The sequence below is a fragment of the Lysinibacillus sp. OL1 genome (assembly GCF_004332175.1).
Lineage (GTDB): Bacteria > Bacillota > Bacilli > Bacillales_A > Planococcaceae > Lysinibacillus > Lysinibacillus capsici.
In genome coordinates, this window is record NZ_SJDS01000004.1 from 104,662 (window position 1) to 121,810 (window position 17,149).

Here is a 17,149-nt window from a genome sequence, read left to right on the forward strand (position 1 = left end):
ATTAAATAGCATAAATGAGGGGGATCTTCATGGCAGAACTTGTGTATCAAACAATTGGTCAATTGCTAGATGAACAATCAAAAAAGTACCCGCAGAATGAAGCATTGGTCTATGCTGACAGAAATTTACGCATGACTTATGAGCAGCTAAATCGTCAAGCTCGATACGTAGCAAGAGGTTTAATGGCTCTTGGAATTGAAAAGGGAGACCATATCGCAGTATGGACGACAAATGTTCCAGAGTGGGTACAGCTTCAATTTGGTACAGGGAAGATGGGTGCTCCAATTGTAACGGTAAATACGAATTACCGTGCAAGTGAGTTGGAGTACTTATTGAAGCAATCTGATGCTAAAACGATTTTTTTAATTGAAAATTATCGAGACCATTCTTTTATTAATACACTGCAAGAGTTATGTCCAGAGCTTGAACATTGTGAACCAGGTAATTTGCAATCAAAGCGACTACCTTTATTAAAAAATGTTATTTTAATCGGTGAAACCAAATACCCCGGCGTACTTAATTGGTCAGACGTTTTAACTGCTGCCGAGCAAGTAACAGAAGAACAGCTAGATCGAAGAGAGCAATCTCTCCATTATGATGATGTCATTAATATTCAATATACTTCTGGTACAACAGGCTTTCCTAAGGGAGTAATGCTAACGCACTTTAACTTGGTCAATAATGCTGTCAATATTGCTGAATGTATGCGTTTAACGGCAGAGGATCGTCTATGTATCCCAGTCCCATTCTTCCATTGCTTTGGTTGTGTCATAGGAACATTAGCCATTACAACGAGTGGTGGAACCATGGTACCAGTACAGGAGTTCTCACCTGAAGAGGTACTAAGAACCGTTCAACAAGAGAAATGCACTGCATTACATGGCGTGCCAACGATGTTCATTAGTGAACTGAATTTATCGAATTTTGCATCTTTCGATCTTTCAACTTTACGTACAGGAGTCATGGCAGGATCAAACTGTCCAATTGAAGTTATGAAAGCGGTCATTGAGAAGATGGGCATGAAAGATATAACAATATGCTACGGTCAAACAGAATCATCACCTGTTATTACACAGACAAGAACGGATGACCCGCTAGTGTTAAAGGTGGAGACAGTTGGCCGCGCTTTACCTAACCTAGAAGTAAAGATTGTTGTTCCTGGAACTACCGAGGAAGCTCCGACAAATGAACAGGGAGAGCTATGTACGAGGGGCTATCATGTGATGAAGGGCTATTATAAAAACCAGGAGGAAACAGATCTTGCGATTGACGAGGATGGTTGGTTGCACACAGGTGATTTAGCAACAATGGATGAAGCAGGTTATGTCCGTGTAACAGGTCGTTTAAAGGATATGATTATCCGTGGTGGCGAAAACCTATATCCTCGTGAAATTGAGGAGTTCCTTTATACACATCCGAAAATTTCAGATGTTCAGGTTGCAGGTGTCCCTGACCCTGTTTATGGCGAGGAGGCGGCAGCTTGGATTGTTTTAAAAGAAGGGGAGCAGGCTACAGCGGTTGAAATCCGAGATTATTGTCGGGATAAAATTTCTAGACATAAAATTCCGCGACATATTTTCTTTATTGATAACTATCCAATGACTGCATCTGGAAAAGTTCAAAAATATAAATTACGAGAAGATTTCGTTATGACCGTAAAGTAAGGAGGGGCAGTGACTATGTTCAATAAGGTATTAATTGCAAATCGTGGGGAGATTGCTAGACGAGTGATCAGAACATGCAAGCGCCTAAATATTCATACGGTTGCAATCTATTCAGAGGCAGATGCTAAAAGCTTACATGTGAAAGATGCAGATGAGGCTTTCTGTGTTGGGAAGCCACCGGTTGCACAGAGCTATTTAAATATCGACCGCATTCTTGAAATTGCACTAGAAAGTGGTGCAGAGGCTGTTCATCCTGGCTATGGTTTACTATCAGAGAATGCAAATTTTGCAAAACGTTGTACAGACGCAGGTTTAGTGTTTATCGGGCCAAGTGCTGATGTGATTGCTTCAATGGGCAGTAAATTAGAGGCACGTAAAACAATGAAAGCTGCTGGTGTACCGATTGTAGAGGGTGTAGAAGCGCCTGTGAAGGATGTAGAAGAAGCCACTGACATAGCGGAACGTTTAGGCTATCCGATTATGTTAAAGGCATCAGCAGGTGGTGGCGGTATCGGTATGCAACTAGTTGAAAATGCCGAGGAACTAGCTAAAGCTTTTGAGGGAAATCAAAAGCGTGCACAATCATTCTTTGGTGATGGCACGATGTATATGGAGCGATTCATTGCTAACCCTCACCATGTCGAGGTGCAAATTATTGCTGATCATCAAGGTAATGTCGTTCCATTATTTGAACGAGAATGCTCTATTCAACGAAGAAATCAAAAAGTAGTAGAAGAAGCACCATCACCGTTTATCTCACAAGAGACAAGAGAAAAAATGCTAGAAGCGTCAGTTAAGGCGGCGAAGCATATTGGTTATGTCAATGCTGGAACAATCGAATACTTGGTTGATGAAGATCAAAACTTTTATTTTTTAGAAATGAATACAAGACTACAGGTAGAGCATCCCGTTACGGAGGAAATTACGAAGCTTGATTTAGTAGAGGAGCAATTAAAAATTGCTGCAAAACAACCTCTTACGTTCACTAGAGAAAGTATGACTAAAGAAGGGCACGCGATTGAAGTGCGCATATACGCTGAAAATCCTTCGACGTTTTTCCCGTCTCCAGGTACCATTACGACTCTTGAATTACCGACAGGTGAAGGAATTCGACATGAGTGTGGTGTAGAGTCTGGTTCAGTGGTAACACCATTCTATGATCCAATGATTAGTAAATTGGTGGTGTGGGGGGAAACAAGAGAAATTGCCTGTGAAAGATTAGCACAAGCGCTAAAGACGTATAAAGTGGAGGGGATTCAAACGAATATCCCGATGCTGTTAAAAACCGTCACACATGAACAATTTTTAAAAGGCTATACGACAACAAAATTTGTAGAGCAATATTATTTACCGCAATTAGCAGAAACAAAATAACAATTATCATGTATTCGTGCTTCCATAGAGGGACGAATACATGATTAAAAAATTAGGAGTGAATGATTATGGCAACAGTAAAAGCAAGCATGGCAGGAACAGTATGGAAAATCGTCGTAACAGAGGGCGAGAAAGTGACAGCAGGTCAAGATGTAGCCATTTTAGAATCGATGAAAATGGAAATTCCAATTGCAGCAGAAGAGGATGGCGTAGTGACGAAAATCATTGCCAATGAGGGAGACTTTATTAACGTTGATGATGATATTTTAGAAATTGAATAAGAGGAGGCTTGTTTATGCAGCTACCTAAGCAAGTCGCAATCAAAGAAGTTGGTCCCCGTGATGGCTTACAAAATGAAAAAACGCATATTTCAACAGCTGATAAAGTGCAATTAGTAAATTTATTAGGTCAAACAGGATTAAATTATATTGAAGTGACATCTTTTGTGCATCCCAAATGGATTCCTCAATTGGCAGATGCAGTTGAGGTTCTGCAAGCCATTAAAAGACATAAGGATATTACCTATGCGGCACTTGTACCCAATATGCGGGGCTTAGAACGTGCATTGCAGGCTGAAGTAGATGAAGTAAGTATTTTTATGTCTGCTAGTGAAAGCCATAACCAAAGTAATATTAATAAAACCATAGAAGATACATTTCCCATATTAGAGGAAGTTGTAGTAGGAGCTCAGGCTGTAAAGAAACAGGTTCGAGGTTATATCTCAACGGTTATTGGTTGTCCTTATGAGGGATATATACACCCTGACAAGGTATTACGAGTAACGGAAAAATTATTGGAGATGGGTGTGACGGAAATATCGCTTGGTGACACAATTGGTGTTGGTGTACCGACACAGGTTGAGTTTCTTTTAGAGGAATTGCTAAAAAGGTATCCTGCTGAAAAATTTGCCATGCATTTTCATGATACACGTGGGACAGCATTAGCCAATATTATGAAATCCTTAGAGATGGGTATTACCAAGTTTGATAGTGCGCTTGGTGGGCTAGGGGGCTGCCCATATGCAAAGGGTGCCTCAGGTAATGTAGCCACAGAAGATTTATTGTATTTATTCGATGAGATGGGCATTGAAACAGGCGTAGATCGACAAAAGGTGCTAGAGGCAGCACTCTTTATTGAAGAGAAGTTAGGCAAAGCGGTTGCATCAAAGCAAATGGCTATTGTCCGCAATGAAAGGAGTGCAAATCAAGGATGACACAACTCGTTCGATTTGAATTACTAGAGGGTAGTATTGGACTTATTACTCTTTCAAGACCAGAAGCTGCTAACGCTATGTCGGTTCAATTACTGCATGAGCTGTCTGACACACTTGATCAAATCAATGGAGAACCAGCAGTGCGTGTAGTCCTTCTAACAGGTGCAGGAGAAAAGGCATTTTGTGCAGGTGCTGATTTAAAGGAACGTAAAGGAATGTCTGATCGACAAGTGAAGCAGATCGTGCAGCTGATTGGTGCCACTGTGGCAAAAGTTGAAACGCTTGCACAGCCTGTCATTGCTGTCCTAAATGGTGTAGCCTTTGGTGGGGGCTTAGAGCTGGCACTAGCTTGTGATTTACGAATTGCGGCTACACATGTAAAGCTTGGCTTAACAGAAACATCGCTCGGAATTATTCCAGGAGCTGGGGGAACACAGCGGCTTCCACGTCTAATTGGTCTTGGTAAAGCAAAGGAATTAATTTATACAGCACGTAGGCTGAATGCCGAAGAAGCTGAAAATTATGGCATTATTGAGTATGTTTATGAAGGACATGAGGTATTAGATAAGGCACAACAGCTTGCACTGGAAATGGCAAAAAATGCGCCACTCTCTTTAGTGCAAGCCAAAGTTGCGATCAATCAGGGTGTTGAGGTAGATTTAGCTACCGGGTTAAAAATTGAATCACTTGCATATAGTGCACTGATCCCAACAGAAGACCGGTTAGAGGGCTTACTTGCCTTCCAAGAGAAGCGGGCGCCACAATATTCAGGGAAATAAAACGCAAAGAAATAACTTTGGTGTAATCGATTGGGCAAAGGGAGGAAATAAACATGAGCAATATCTCGACAGAAAATACACCACCTACAATGAAAGATAAAATTTTAGCAGGTGGATTACCAAAATATCATGACAAAAATGCACAGCAAGGCAAGCTATTTGTACGTGAGCGTCTTGAACTATTACTCGATGATGGTCTTCAATCAGAGGATGGGCTCTATGCGAACTGTTTAGCAGGGGATTTACCAGCAGATGGCGTCATCACTGGTATTGGCAAAATCCATGGTCGTACGGTTTGTGTGCTAGCTAACGATTCAACGATTAAAGCTGGTTCTTGGGGAAAACGTACAGTTGAAAAAATGATTCGCATTCAAGAAACCGCTGAAAAGTTGAATTGTCCATTACTTTATTTAGTGGATTCAGCGGGTGCGCGTATTACAGATCAGCTTGAAATGTTCCCAGGACGCCGAGGCGCAGGACGCATTTTCTACAATCAAGTCAAACTGTCAGGAAAAGTTCCGCAAATTTGTTTATTATTTGGTCCTTCCGCAGCGGGTGGTGCCTATATTCCTGCATTTTGCGATATCGTGGTGATGGTAGAAGGGAATGCTTCTATGTATTTAGGTTCTCCTCGTATGGCTGAAATGGTTATCGGTGAGAAAGTAGATTTAGAAACAATGGGTGGCGCAAAAATGCACTGTTCCGTTTCGGGTTGTGGAGATGTGCTTGTTAAATCCGAACAGGAGGCTATTACTTATGCGCGCAAATATTTAGGATACTTCCCGAATAATTATGCAGAGCGTAGCAAGATAGAGGCTCCTAAACCACCAGCTTCATTTGATAAATCTATTGAAGAATTAATTCCTCAAAATCAAAATGTACCATTTGATATGTATAAGCTAATTGATCGTATTATTGATGAAGATTCGTTTTGTGAGTTGAAGAAATTATTTGCACCAGAATTAATTACAGGCCTTGCACGAATTAATGGACAATCCGTTGGGATCATCGCTAACCAACCACGTGTTAAGGGAGGCGTGCTATTCCACGATTCTGCTGATAAAGCGGCGAAATTTATTTCACTTTGTGATGCATTCAATATCCCACTGTTATTCCTAGCAGACGTTCCAGGCTTTATGATTGGTACTCAGGTAGAAAAAGCAGGAATCATTCGTCATGGTGCTAAAATGATTTTTGCCATGAGTGAGGCCACTGTTCCTAAGCTAACGGTCATTGTGCGTAAAGCGTATGGTGCAGGATTATATGCAATGGCTGGCCCTGCGTTTGAACCAGACTGCTGTATTGCCTTATCAAATGCACAAATTGCCGTAATGGGACCAGAGGCTGCTGTCAATGCCGTCTATGCCAATAAAATTGCAGAACTTCCAAAGGAAGAGCAAGCAAGCTTCATTGCTGAGAAACGTAAAGAATATCAAGAGGAAATTGATGTGTATCGCTTAGCTTCAGAGCTTATCATTGATGATGTGATTGAGCCTAATGAGCTGCGTAAGGTACTAGAAAATCGCTTAGAACTTTATATGTCAAAATACTTATTATTCTCACAACGTAAGCATGGGGTAAATCCAGTTTAAACATACTTATTAGAAGGCTGTCTCTGCTGGTAGGAGACAGCCTTTTTGGATGATAATTTTTTCAGCTACTTGCAAGCTATAGTTGAGCATATTAAAATATGGGAAGGAATAAAAGGGAAGTGGGTGTTAAGCTTGTCTAAAAACAACATAGCGGATGTTCAAAATAATGCCAAGCTCCCATTACCATATCGGGATGTCATTGATACATATTATTTACCGCTAAAGGTTGCAGGTTGGATTTTATTTAGTATCTATTCATTTATGGCTTTTTATAAATTGGTTATTGATCGCTTAGTAGATGTAGTCGTCATTTTATTTAAGGGAGATTACTCTATAGGTGACTTAGGATTGTTTGATTATAGTAGCTGGCGATTAACTACTAATTTTATTCCCTTCGAAACGATTCTCCGTTATATAAACTACTCTCAATATTTTAATTGGGAAATTATAATCGTTAACTTACTTGGCAACTTATTAATTTTTACTCCAATGGGCTTTTTACTGCCATTACTATCGAAGAAATTCCGAAAAGCGTGGGTTATTATTTGTTTAGGCTTTATTTCTAGTCTTGCTGTCGAAACCGTACAATTTATTTTTACCGTTGGTTCTGCGGATATTGATGATTTAATTTTAAATACGATTGGTGCATGGCTTGGTTACTTAGCCTATAAAGGTATATTGATTAGACCCAAAAAATGAGAAAAGCAGTCCAGTATGAAGGGGCTGTTTTTTTATGTGATTAACACCATTTATTTAGTGTATATAGTAATAAATTTATTGAAAAGGGCATGTAGCTAATAAATGAATATAAAAATATTAGATAGATAAGGTTCTTTATACCTATTTTCGGAAATGATTAGTATCTCTTTAGGAGGTTAGTAGTAATTAGTGCTTGAATTTAATAGTGAAAATTCCGATAATGAGTGTACAGAAACTATTTAAATGGTATAGATAGAGTGTGAGAAAGAATGTTCATATCTATTAACTTATTCGCATATGAAGATAGAAGGGTGAGGTGAAAACTATGAAAATATCAAATATAATGGAACAAGAAAGAATTTCATCCCAGCATAATCGTAAAAAAATACTTCAGCGTAAAGAGGCAGGAGATGCCTATAGAAAAAATGCGATGTATTTTCAGCCAAAGAAAAATCCATTATTGATTGAACTTGAAAATTTATTATTAGGGCGTACTGACCAAGATTTGTATGACCAGCAGCAAGAAGAGTCAAAAGAAGTAACTCCTCAGCAGAAAGCCATAATGGAAGGTTTACAGCAAACAGAAAAGAATGTAAGGGCCCATGAGCAAAGCTATAAAGTAGGAATGAATGATAACGCTGATCTCTCGCATATATCCGATTCAGAACTAGGTAACACAATGCACATTTTAGAGCAGGTACGTAATGCAGCATTGTCATCAGCAGAGCCTTCTACTCAAGATTTACGTGTGGCGCAAAGCATTGATGCTCAAATACAGCATATGTTAAATAATTCAAATTTTGATGAGGTTGCCACAAATGAAAGTGAACCATCTTTTGTGCGTGACATCATTGAAGTGAAGGTTCCTGAACGTTACTCGAAGGAATTGAAATTGGACCCATTTGCAGATACAATTTTCGGTAAGAACTATGAGACTGCATTCAAGTTAAGAGCATTTAAACAGGTATCAGAAAGATATGCGGCTCACGTTCAAATGGCGAAAAATGGCTATCGTCCAGACAAAGATTCTATGTTCTCTTTGATAGCCTGATGCTGTAGATAGGAGATTGTTGACATGGCAAAGGCAAAGCATGCGAAAACGAATGCGATTCGTTTATTAGAACAACAAAAAATTCATTTTGATGTGATGGAATATGAAACAGGGGACGGTCAAGTAGATGGTGTTTCTGTAGCTGAGAAGATAGGACAGCCTGTTGCTCGGGTATTTAAAACATTAGTAGCAAAAGCAAGTGCCCAAAAGTTATTTGTATTTGTTATTCCAGTAGCTGATGAGCTTGACTTAAAAGCAGCCGCGAAGGTAGTTGGGGAAAAGAAAATTGAAATGTTAGCGGTAAAAGATCTACTTAGCCATACTGGTTATGTTCGTGGTGGATGTTCACCAGTAGGGATGAAGAAGTTATATCCAACGGTCATCGATGCATCTGCTCAAGAACAAGGTAGTATAATCGTTAGTGCAGGGAAAATTGGTATGCAAATTCATGTACAATTAGAAGATCTGAAGAATATAACAAAGGCACAACTTGCCTCAATTACAACTACCCATGAGTGAGAGAATGGGTAGTTTTTTTACGCGGTAAGATAAACGGTTTAGTTCAAGCACTATAGCTTAATTTTGGTTGAAAGTATGATACAGTAATAGCAATATTATTCATAGAGAGAAGGATAAGGAATGCGTAGAATAATGGGGTGGCGTTGGACCTTTTTTATTGGTGGCTTAGTGGTGATGTCACTTGGCATCACGATGTCGATAAAGGGGAAAATTGTTGGCACAAGCCCATGGGATGTTTTACATGTAGGTCTATTTCAAAATTTTGGGTTAAGTATTGGCACATGGTCTATTGTAACAGGACTCTTTATAGTTGCTTCAACATCCATTGTTTTGCGTCAATGGCCAAAGATAGGTACTTGGCTCAATATGCTGTTAATTGGCTCGTTCATTGATGTATTTAACTGGATGTTGCCCTCAACGGATGTATTTGGCTTACAAATTACATATTTTATTATTGGCTTATTTGTTTTGAGCTTTGGCTGTGGAATGTATATCGCACCGAATATGGGCGCAGGACCGAGGGATACCTTAATGATGATACTTGTCGAAAAGTTTGGTGGATCTATTAAAACAGCAAGAATGGGAATTGAAGTACTTGTAACCATTATTGGCTGGCTTCTAGGAGGACCAGTTGGAGTAGGGACGGTATTGATTGCCTTAACTTCAGGCTATATTGTGCAATATTCATTACCGTATTGTCGTAAAATATTGATGAAATGTATTGGAAATATGGAGGGCATGAAGCCATTCTATTAAACCATGAAGCTACTTAGATCTGTAAAGGATAGAAGTAGCTTCTCATTTTTTTTAGGGTTCTTTCATATAATGCATGGCATAAGCTAAAGGAGGAACGACATTTGAACGGAAATGTAACGTATTATTTTGGACACGCATTGACTGGCCAAGGTGTGAAGCATTTATATAAAGAAATGATGGAAGAGGCGTCTCTCGTTTATTTTTTGCAAGGGCCTGCCACATTTAAAGGTTCAGAACTGTTAAAAGAACTAGGATACTTCTATGTGAAACAGGGCTTTGCTGTCGAGTGGTTTAAGCATGCTTTATTAGAGGAGGTTGTTGAGGCCGTTTATATAAAAGGCTGTAACAGACTTTTTGTATGGGCATCTGAGTGGAATATCGAGCCAACTTTACTCGGTACAAAGCATCGTGTCATGTCTTTCTATGAATGCTTAGAAGACATACAGCTTAAAAAGGTTGGAGAACAGCTTGCAGAGGCGATGCAAGAGCGTGCAACATGGCGTGAAAAATGCATAGCGAAACTGGATCGAGCAATCAAGCTACATGATGACTGGGAGGTTGTCACACAAAGCTGTATGAACTGGCAGGCATTAAATGAACAGGTGGAAAATTTAAAGTCGGAAGTGTTCCAATCTATTATTCTGAATAAAACAGGTATGCGGACACATCGTTTACTGGGAACGCTAACTCCTAGAGGTGCGGAAAATACAGTGGATAGTATCACCAAAAGTATCACGACTCGCTTCATGATTAAAGGTAAGCCAGGTACAGGCAAATCTTCACTAATGAAAAGCTTAGCCGATGAAGCAAATGCAAGAGGGCTTGATGCACAAATTGTTTGGTGTGGCTTAGATGCGGGATCTGTAGATATGGTCATTATCCCAGAGCTTAATTTCTGTATTTTTGATAGCACAGAGCCTCATATCTTTGATCCAGAGGATGGTAGGTTAGGGGATAAGATATTTGATATTGGTCAACATTGTGCGCTGTCAGAGGAAGCAGAAACGGCGATCGAGGCAGTGCGAGCACAATACAAAGAAGCTATACAGGATGCGATGGGCCATTCCAAACGATATGCAGAAGCTGAATATACCGTTCGTCGTTTATTAGATAATTGTCTATCGGCTTCTTTATGGCGCGAAAAAACAGCGCCACTATTCGAAAGATTAACAAAGTAATGTAGCTAATGGCTTGCATGTGCTAAACTAGGAGCGAGAACAGTTTTCCTAGGAAAGGATGATACGCTTGTCAAAAGTATTGAATGCATTTTTAGATGAAAACCTACAAGCCCTACATGAACAAGGCTTATACAATGAAATCGATCCAGTAGAGGGAGCAAATGGCCCAATTATTCAGGTCCGTGGCAAAAATCTTGTTAACTTATCCTCTAACAACTATCTTGGTTTAGCAACAAATGAAGAATTAAAGCGTATTGCCAAAGAGACAATTGATAAATACGGTGTTGGAGCAGGTGCTGTTCGTACAATCAACGGGACACTTGACTTGCACGTAAAATTAGAAGAAAAGCTTGCTGAATTTAAAGGAACAGAAGCGGCTATTTCTTATCAATCTGGATTTAATTGTAATATGGCAGCTATTTCAGCTGTAATGGATAAAAATGATGCCATTCTATCAGATCAATTAAACCATGCATCTATTATTGATGGATGTCGCTTATCGAAGGCAAAAATCATCGCGTTTAATCACTCTGATATGGGAGATTTACGTGCAAAGGCAAAAGCGGCAAAGGAATCAGGTTTATACAATAAAATCATGGTTATCACAGATGGTGTCTTCTCAATGGATGGTGATATTGCTAAATTACCTGAAATTGTGGAAATAGCTAAAGAGTTTGATTTAATCACGTATGTGGATGATGCACATGGTTCGGGTGTAACAGGTAAAGGAAAAGGAACTGTGAAGCATTTTGGATTAGAAAAAGAAATTGATTTCCAAATTGGTACATTATCAAAAGCCATTGGTGTAGTAGGTGGCTATGTAGCAGGTAAGAAAAATTTAATTGATTGGCTAAAAGTTCGCTCACGCCCATTTCTATTCTCAACAGCATTACCACCAGGTGATGTAGCCGCTATTACAGCAGCCGTGCAAATGCTGATTGATTCAACAGAGCTACACGATAAACTGTGGGATAATGGTAATTATTTAAAAGCGGGGCTTGAGAAGCTTGGCTTTAATATTGGTGCGTCTGAGACACCAATTACACCATGCATCATTGGGGATGAAAAATTAACACAGGAATTTTCAAAACGTTTATTTGAAGAAGGCGTTTATGCAAAATCAATTGTCTTCCCAACAGTTCCAAAAGGTACAGGACGCGTTCGAAATATGCCAACAGCAGCACATACAAAAGAAATGCTTGATGATGCAATTGCGATTTACGAGAAGGTTGGTCGTGAATTAGGCGTTATTCAATAAGAAAAAGGCTTCCTCATGGATGGGGAAGCCTTTTTTGCATGATAGAAAGAAAAAAGTGAAGGATAGAATCAAAAAAGTGACCGATAGAAGCCTAAATCTAATGGATAGCGATCTAAAAATAGGTAATCTCTTTATTTTGCCCCAATTATTTTGCCTGCCTTGAGCTGTTGAATAGCTTGATCAGAAATATTTAATGCCTGTAAAACTTCTTCATTATGTTGTCCTAATGTAGGTGCTGCACTTGTTAGTTGTCCAGGTGTTTGTGAAAACTTTGCTGGGAATCCCAATGTTCTCATTGGTCCGGCAGTAGGGTGTTCATAGGACAGTACCATGCCACGCTCTAGTATATGGGGGTCATTTAATGTTTGGTCATAAGAATAGATTGGACTAGATGGTACACCGTGCTTATCCAACAGTTCGAGCCAGTAGATAGCCTTATGCTTGATTAGCTCGCTTTCAATTTCTGCTTCTAGCTCCCTCACATGTTGGGCACGTGAATAGTTGGTAGTAAAGAGAGGATTGTCTAACCAATCAGGTCGATTGACAACCTTTACCGCAAAAATCTCCCATAGCTTTTGATTGCCAGCACCTACTAGAATATAGTCATCCTGTGTTTTGAAACCTTGATAGGGCGCAGACACACGATGGGCGGTTCCTGTTCGATCAGGTAACTCACCCCTTCCGAAGTAAGCAGCGGCCTCCCAAACAGTCCACGCAAGACCTGACTCCACTAAGGACACATCAATATATTGACCTTCACCACTACGAAGCTTATAAATATAGGCCATTAAAATCGATTGTAAGGCTGTTTGTGCAGCAGCAATATCATTCACCGCAAAGCCAACTTTTACAGGTCGTCCATCTGCTTCACCTGTCATATGCATTAAGCCACTCAGACCCTGAGCCATAATATCATAGCCACCCTTTTGACTATAAGGACCTGTTTGACCATAACCGGAAATAGAGCAGTAAATTAGGCCAGGATTGATGGCTTTTAATGTATCATAATCAATACCAAGCTTTTTCGTGACACCTGGTCGATAATTTTCCACAAGTACATCAACAGATTGGATCAATTCTTTAAATAAAGCCAGTCCCTCAGTCGTTTTTAAATTGATGCAGACACCCTTTTTATTACGATTAACCATCATATACATATGACTTTCTTCATTAACGAATGGACCCATTGTACGGGTATCGTCTCCATTTGGGTATTTTTCAATTTTGATAACTTCTGCACCCATATCTGCTAATACCATGGTGCAATAAGGACCTGCTAAGACTTGTGATAAATCGATAACCTTTAATCCTTGTAATGCTTGTTTCATTTAACCTCAGTCCCATCCTGTTTGACTAATGTGATATTACGTAATCCTTTGACAGAGGTGGAACCTGCTAATGCGATGGAAACCTTTAATTCATCATAAAGATTGGTCATCACCTTTTCGACGCCTTGTTGTCCTTCAAGGGCTAACCCATAGACGAAAGGACGTCCAATTGCAATGGCATCTGCTCCTAAAGCAAGTGCTTTTAAGGCATCCATACCACGATACACACCACTATCTAATATAATAGGAATTTGTCCATTCACAACTTTCGCAATAGCAGGAAGGGCATCAAGTGAACCAATTACGCCATCTAATTGACGGCCACCATGGTTTGATACAATAATGCCATCAATACCATTGTCGATAGCAAGCTTTGCATCTTCAGGATGTAGAATTCCCTTCAATAAAATAGGAAGGTTAGTACGTTTTTTTAACGCTCGAACATGCTCCCAATTAAGCGTTGGGTGGAAGACATTTTGCAAGACACCTTGTACATAGGACTCGAATGAATCATCAGGTAAAGCGGCTGTAAAAACAGGATCATTCATATAATTACCTCTTGCATAGCCTAGCTTCAATGGTGAAAATTGATTGCGTACATCTTCTTCACGCCAGCCAAGCATTACGGTATCGACAGTTAAAACGATCGCTTCAAATCCAGCTTTCTCCGCACGTGCAGCCATACTAAAAGCAATTTCTTCATTAGTAGACCAATATAATTGAAACCATTTTGTTGCGGAAGGGGCAGCCTGAGCAACTTCTTCAAGAGCAAAAGTGGAAACAGTGCTTTGTATATAAGGGATATTTAAAAACTGGGCAGCACGTGCAACGGCAAGCTCACCTTCATCGTGAACCATTCCATTCATGCCTACAGGAGCAAAAAGCAAAGGAGTTGGATATGTTTTACCAAACAAATGAACCGATGTATCAACGTTTGACACATCATTTAAAAATCGGGGAACAATGGAATACTTCTCAAAAGCTGCACGATTATTGCGCAGTGTTTGTTCACCGCCAGCACCTGAACGGATGTAGCCAAAAGGGCCAGCTTCGATTTTTTTCGCTACGGCCTTTTCTAAATCTGCAAAGCAAATGGGAAAGGGGGCTTGTGCAGTGATATTTTTTAAGAGTAGATCGCCATCAGTTATGTTTGTCATCATTACTACCTCACTTATTTATTGAAAATAGGCTTTCTTTTATTTAAAAAGGCTTGTATACCTTCGTTATAATCGTCTGAACTAAATGAATCCAAAACTAACTGTGCCAGCTCATCGTTTTCTTCATTTTCACCATCAACAATTGCTTGGATAATTTTTTTGATGCCTGCGTTTGCAATGGATGATTTACTTAATAAATGTTCAGCGAATTGCAATGTCGCCTCATTAATATCCTCTGGTTCGTGGAGGGCCGTGATTAAACCAATATTTTTTCCTTCTTTAGCTGTAAAAATAGTAGCTGTGTACAAAATTTCCTTTGCCTTAGCGACACCAACAATATTGATGAGACGTTTCGTGCTTTCTAAATTATAGACAATACCTATGTTTGCAGCGGTGATGCCTAGCTTACTCTTAGGTGTTGCTATTCTAAAATCACAAGCGTTTGCTAACTCTAAGCCACCACCAATTGCTAAGCCCTGAATCATAGCAATTGTCGGGTGCGGAAATTTATAGAGAGCATCGATCGCCTTTAGAGCCAATTCATTATAGGCTTTGGCATTGTCTGTAGCATAACGAACATCTAAAAATTCGCTAATATCTGCCCCAGATGAAAAGGCTACTTCATTGACACCGCGAACAATTAAAAGTTTGATGGAAGAATCTACACGGAGTAGCTCTAGTTGGTCTACTATGGCTTGAAACATTGCCCTTGATAAAGAATTTCGTTTATCTGGGCGGTTTAATACTAACGTTGCAATATAGCCATTTTTCTCTACATAAATTTCCTTTGTCATCTTCATTCTCCTCTTAATCTTTTTTCAACTTCGCGGCGAAGCGGTTACCAATGGATTGAATGCTCTGTACAAGGATGATTAAGATAAAGACAGTTGCATACATCACATCAACCTCATAGCGTAAATGACCATAACGATAGGCAAGGTCACCTAAACCACCAGCACCAACCATTCCTGCCATTGCTGTTGCACCAATTAATCCTATTGTGGCAATTGTTAAGCCTAAAATAATAGATGGTCGAGCTTCACGTAATAGGACATGCCAAATGATATGGCGACGTTTAATACCCATGGCTGTGTAGGCTTCTACCACTCCTGAATCCACTTCTAAAAGCGCAGATTCCATCAGTCGTGCAATATAAGGAGCTGTGTAAACAACTAGCGGAACGATTACACCTTTAACACCAATTGTTGTACCTACAATTAACTTAGTAAAAGGTAAGATGAAGAATAATAAAATGATAAATGGAACAGAGCGAACAATATTGATAAATAGATTAAAAAACTGATAGAAAAATTTATTTTCAAAGGATTGTCCTGGTCGTGTTAAAACGATTAATAGCCCTAATGGAATGCCAATCAGAATGGAGAACAATAATGAAATTCCGACCATTTGAAATGTTTCGATAATTGCTTTGCCAATAACATCTGACCAATCTGTAAAGAAACTTTGGATACTACTCATTGAACGCACCTCCTAATTCTTCCACTGCCACGCCATTTTCTGAAAAATACGTTAACGCTTTTTGGACAATCTGCGTCTCGCCATGTAAATGCACCACAATATTGCCGACAATACCGTTTTTTAATTCAATAATATTAGCTGTTAAAATATTTGGTTGCACATCGTATACCTTAGTGACTTCTGCTAATAATGGCTTACCAGTACTTTCACCAAGGAATGTTAAACGGATTACACTTCCTGAAACATTTAATTGCTCAATAAGAGAAGGGGATAAATTACGTTGTGAAATTGTATTCAAAAACTTTCGCGTTGTAGGGTGCTTTGGTTTTGCAAAAAGTTCAATCGCTGTGCCGAATTCTACAACTTTCCCAGATTCTAGAACAGAAACCTCATCACAAATTTTTTGAATGACATTCATTTCATGTGTAATGAGCAGAATTGTAATTCCTAATTCACGGTTAATCTTTAACAACAATTCAAGAATGGCTTCCGTTGTTTCAGGATCAAGTGCACTTGTTGCTTCGTCACTAAGTAAAATTTCTGGTTCCTGTGCTAAGGCACGCGCAATAGCCACACGCTGTTTTTGACCACCTGAAAGTTGATTGGGGTAACTGTCTAGTTTATCTGTTAAACCGACAATTTCAGCATACTTAGCTACTCGGCTTTTTACTTCCGCCTCTTTATAGCCTAGTAGCTTTAAGGGAACTGCAATATTATTGTAAACTGTTGCTGTTTTTAATAGATTAAAGTGCTGGAAGATCATCCCGATTTTTTGGCGTGTTTGACGTAATTCGTGAAGAGAAAGGGTCGTAATGTCTACATTGTCTATCACTACTTTTCCTGCTGTAGGACGTTCTAGTAGATTAACGCAACGAATGAGTGTACTTTTACCAGCACCACTATAGCCGATTACACCATGAATTTGTCCCTTTTTTACGTGAAGATTGATGCCATCCACAGCTTTTATGATGCCTTTTTTCGACTTGAATTCTTTTGAGATATTTTGTAATTGAATCATGCGATTGTATGCTCCTTTCTCTACCTTCTAAAAAGCAAGAATCTGCTCGTTTTCCTATAGAGGAATTTCGGCAGATTCTTCGGC

Annotated in this window: 17 protein-coding genes; 12 read left to right on the top strand and 5 right to left on the bottom strand. The window is 39.4% G+C overall.

Annotation, left to right across the window (positions count from 1 at the left end):
- The first annotated feature begins 29 nt into the window (after positions 1-29).
- From EW028_RS09645 to EW028_RS09700, 12 genes are all read left to right on the top strand, one after another.
- Positions 30-1,664: an AMP-binding protein gene (locus EW028_RS09645; protein ID WP_131520719.1), complete on the top strand. Its 1,635-nt coding sequence runs from the start codon at positions 30-32 to the stop codon at positions 1,662-1,664.
- Between the two features lie 15 nt (positions 1,665-1,679).
- Positions 1,680-3,038, top strand: coding sequence for an acetyl-CoA carboxylase biotin carboxylase subunit (locus EW028_RS09650; protein WP_131520720.1), 1,359 nt, complete (start codon positions 1,680-1,682; stop codon positions 3,036-3,038).
- Between the two features lie 68 nt (positions 3,039-3,106).
- Positions 3,107-3,319: an acetyl-CoA carboxylase biotin carboxyl carrier protein subunit gene (locus EW028_RS09655; protein ID WP_004225532.1), complete on the top strand. Its 213-nt coding sequence runs from the start codon at positions 3,107-3,109 to the stop codon at positions 3,317-3,319.
- Between the two features lie 14 nt (positions 3,320-3,333).
- On the top strand, positions 3,334-4,251 hold the full coding sequence (locus tag EW028_RS09660; RefSeq protein WP_131520721.1) for a hydroxymethylglutaryl-CoA lyase: 918 nt from the start codon (positions 3,334-3,336) through the stop codon (positions 4,249-4,251).
- Positions 4,248-5,030 carry an enoyl-CoA hydratase gene (locus EW028_RS09665; protein ID WP_131520722.1) on the top strand — a complete coding sequence of 261 codons (783 nt, stop codon included), beginning with the start codon at positions 4,248-4,250 and terminating at the stop codon, positions 5,028-5,030. Before EW028_RS09660 ends, EW028_RS09665 begins: the two co-directional genes overlap by 4 nt.
- Before the next feature lie 53 nt (positions 5,031-5,083).
- Positions 5,084-6,622, top strand: a complete 1,539-nt coding sequence (locus EW028_RS09670) for an acyl-CoA carboxylase subunit beta (RefSeq protein ID WP_131520723.1) — start codon at positions 5,084-5,086, stop codon at positions 6,620-6,622.
- A 45-nt stretch (positions 6,623-6,667) separates the two neighbouring features.
- A complete protein-coding gene (locus EW028_RS09675) occupies positions 6,668-7,321 on the top strand; it encodes a VanZ family protein (protein ID WP_131520724.1) in 654 nt (217 codons plus the stop codon).
- Positions 7,322-7,664: 343 nt separating this feature from the next.
- A complete protein-coding gene (locus EW028_RS09680; protein ID WP_227744920.1) occupies positions 7,665-8,372 on the top strand; it encodes a hypothetical protein in 708 nt (235 codons plus the stop codon).
- A 24-nt stretch (positions 8,373-8,396) separates the two neighbouring features.
- Entirely contained in the window at positions 8,397-8,891 is a 495-nt protein-coding gene (ybaK, locus tag EW028_RS09685) for a Cys-tRNA(Pro) deacylase (RefSeq protein WP_131520726.1), read from the top strand.
- 120 nt (positions 8,892-9,011) lie between these two features.
- Positions 9,012-9,647, top strand: coding sequence for a YczE/YyaS/YitT family protein (locus EW028_RS09690; RefSeq protein ID WP_131520727.1), 636 nt, complete (start codon positions 9,012-9,014; stop codon positions 9,645-9,647).
- A gap of 101 nt (positions 9,648-9,748) precedes the next feature.
- The gene (locus tag EW028_RS09695; protein WP_131520728.1) at positions 9,749-10,825 is read left to right on the top strand and encodes a nucleotide kinase; all 1,077 of its coding nucleotides are present in this window, start codon (positions 9,749-9,751) and stop codon (positions 10,823-10,825) included.
- Between the two features lie 58 nt (positions 10,826-10,883).
- Positions 10,884-12,083 (top strand): glycine C-acetyltransferase, encoded by a 1,200-nt coding sequence (locus tag EW028_RS09700; protein ID WP_193767354.1) that lies wholly within the window; start codon positions 10,884-10,886, stop codon positions 12,081-12,083.
- Positions 12,084-12,214: 131 nt separating this feature from the next.
- Here EW028_RS09700 and EW028_RS09705 read toward each other — a convergent pair whose 3' ends face one another.
- The 5 genes from EW028_RS09705 to EW028_RS09725 are packed head-to-tail and all read right to left on the bottom strand — an operon-like array spanning position 12,215 to position 17,065.
- Positions 12,215-13,411 carry a CaiB/BaiF CoA transferase family protein gene (locus tag EW028_RS09705; RefSeq protein WP_131520730.1) on the bottom strand — a complete coding sequence of 399 codons (1,197 nt, stop codon included), beginning with the start codon at positions 13,409-13,411 and terminating at the stop codon, positions 12,215-12,217.
- Positions 13,408-14,568: an alpha-hydroxy acid oxidase gene (locus EW028_RS09710; RefSeq protein ID WP_131520731.1), complete on the bottom strand. Its 1,161-nt coding sequence runs from the start codon at positions 14,566-14,568 to the stop codon at positions 13,408-13,410. The genes EW028_RS09705 and EW028_RS09710 overlap by 4 nt, the downstream gene beginning before the upstream one ends.
- Positions 14,569-14,582: 14 nt before the next feature.
- A complete protein-coding gene (locus tag EW028_RS09715; RefSeq protein WP_131520732.1) occupies positions 14,583-15,362 on the bottom strand; it encodes an enoyl-CoA hydratase/isomerase family protein in 780 nt (259 codons plus the stop codon).
- Positions 15,363-15,375: 13 nt separating this feature from the next.
- On the bottom strand, positions 15,376-16,047 hold the full coding sequence (locus tag EW028_RS09720) for a methionine ABC transporter permease (protein WP_004225517.1): 672 nt from the start codon (positions 16,045-16,047) through the stop codon (positions 15,376-15,378).
- Entirely contained in the window at positions 16,040-17,065 is a 1,026-nt protein-coding gene (locus EW028_RS09725; RefSeq protein ID WP_131520733.1) for a methionine ABC transporter ATP-binding protein, read from the bottom strand. The genes EW028_RS09720 and EW028_RS09725 overlap by 8 nt, the downstream gene beginning before the upstream one ends.
- Between the last annotated feature and the right edge of the window lie 84 nt (positions 17,066-17,149).

Excerpts from the sequence above, each read along its gene's own strand:
- EW028_RS09680 (WP_227744920.1), top strand. The coding sequence starts at position 7,665 with ATGGAACAAGAAAGAATTTCATCCCAGCATAATCGTAAAAAAATACTT.
- EW028_RS09670 (WP_131520723.1), top strand. The coding sequence starts at position 5,084 with ATGAGCAATATCTCGACAGAAAATACACCACCTACAATGAAAGATAAA.
- EW028_RS09700 (WP_193767354.1), top strand. The coding sequence starts at position 10,884 with ATGATACGCTTGTCAAAAGTATTGAATGCATTTTTAGATGAAAACCTA.
- EW028_RS09705 (WP_131520730.1), bottom strand. The coding sequence starts at position 13,411 with ATGAAACAAGCATTACAAGGATTAAAGGTTATCGATTTATCACAAGTC.
- EW028_RS09710 (WP_131520731.1), bottom strand. The coding sequence starts at position 14,568 with ATGACAAACATAACTGATGGCGATCTACTCTTAAAAAATATCACTGCA.
- EW028_RS09725 (WP_131520733.1), bottom strand. The coding sequence starts at position 17,065 with ATGATTCAATTACAAAATATCTCAAAAGAATTCAAGTCGAAAAAAGGC.
- EW028_RS09715 (WP_131520732.1), bottom strand. The coding sequence starts at position 15,362 with ATGACAAAGGAAATTTATGTAGAGAAAAATGGCTATATTGCAACGTTA.
- EW028_RS09720 (WP_004225517.1), bottom strand. The coding sequence starts at position 16,047 with ATGAGTAGTATCCAAAGTTTCTTTACAGATTGGTCAGATGTTATTGGC.
- EW028_RS09650 (WP_131520720.1), top strand. The coding sequence starts at position 1,680 with ATGTTCAATAAGGTATTAATTGCAAATCGTGGGGAGATTGCTAGACGA.
- EW028_RS09645 (WP_131520719.1), top strand. The coding sequence starts at position 30 with ATGGCAGAACTTGTGTATCAAACAATTGGTCAATTGCTAGATGAACAA.
- EW028_RS09690 (WP_131520727.1), top strand. The coding sequence starts at position 9,012 with ATGCGTAGAATAATGGGGTGGCGTTGGACCTTTTTTATTGGTGGCTTA.
- EW028_RS09665 (WP_131520722.1), top strand. The coding sequence starts at position 4,248 with ATGACACAACTCGTTCGATTTGAATTACTAGAGGGTAGTATTGGACTT.
- EW028_RS09655 (WP_004225532.1), top strand. The coding sequence starts at position 3,107 with ATGGCAACAGTAAAAGCAAGCATGGCAGGAACAGTATGGAAAATCGTC.
- EW028_RS09660 (WP_131520721.1), top strand. The coding sequence starts at position 3,334 with ATGCAGCTACCTAAGCAAGTCGCAATCAAAGAAGTTGGTCCCCGTGAT.
- ybaK (WP_131520726.1), top strand. The coding sequence starts at position 8,397 with ATGGCAAAGGCAAAGCATGCGAAAACGAATGCGATTCGTTTATTAGAA.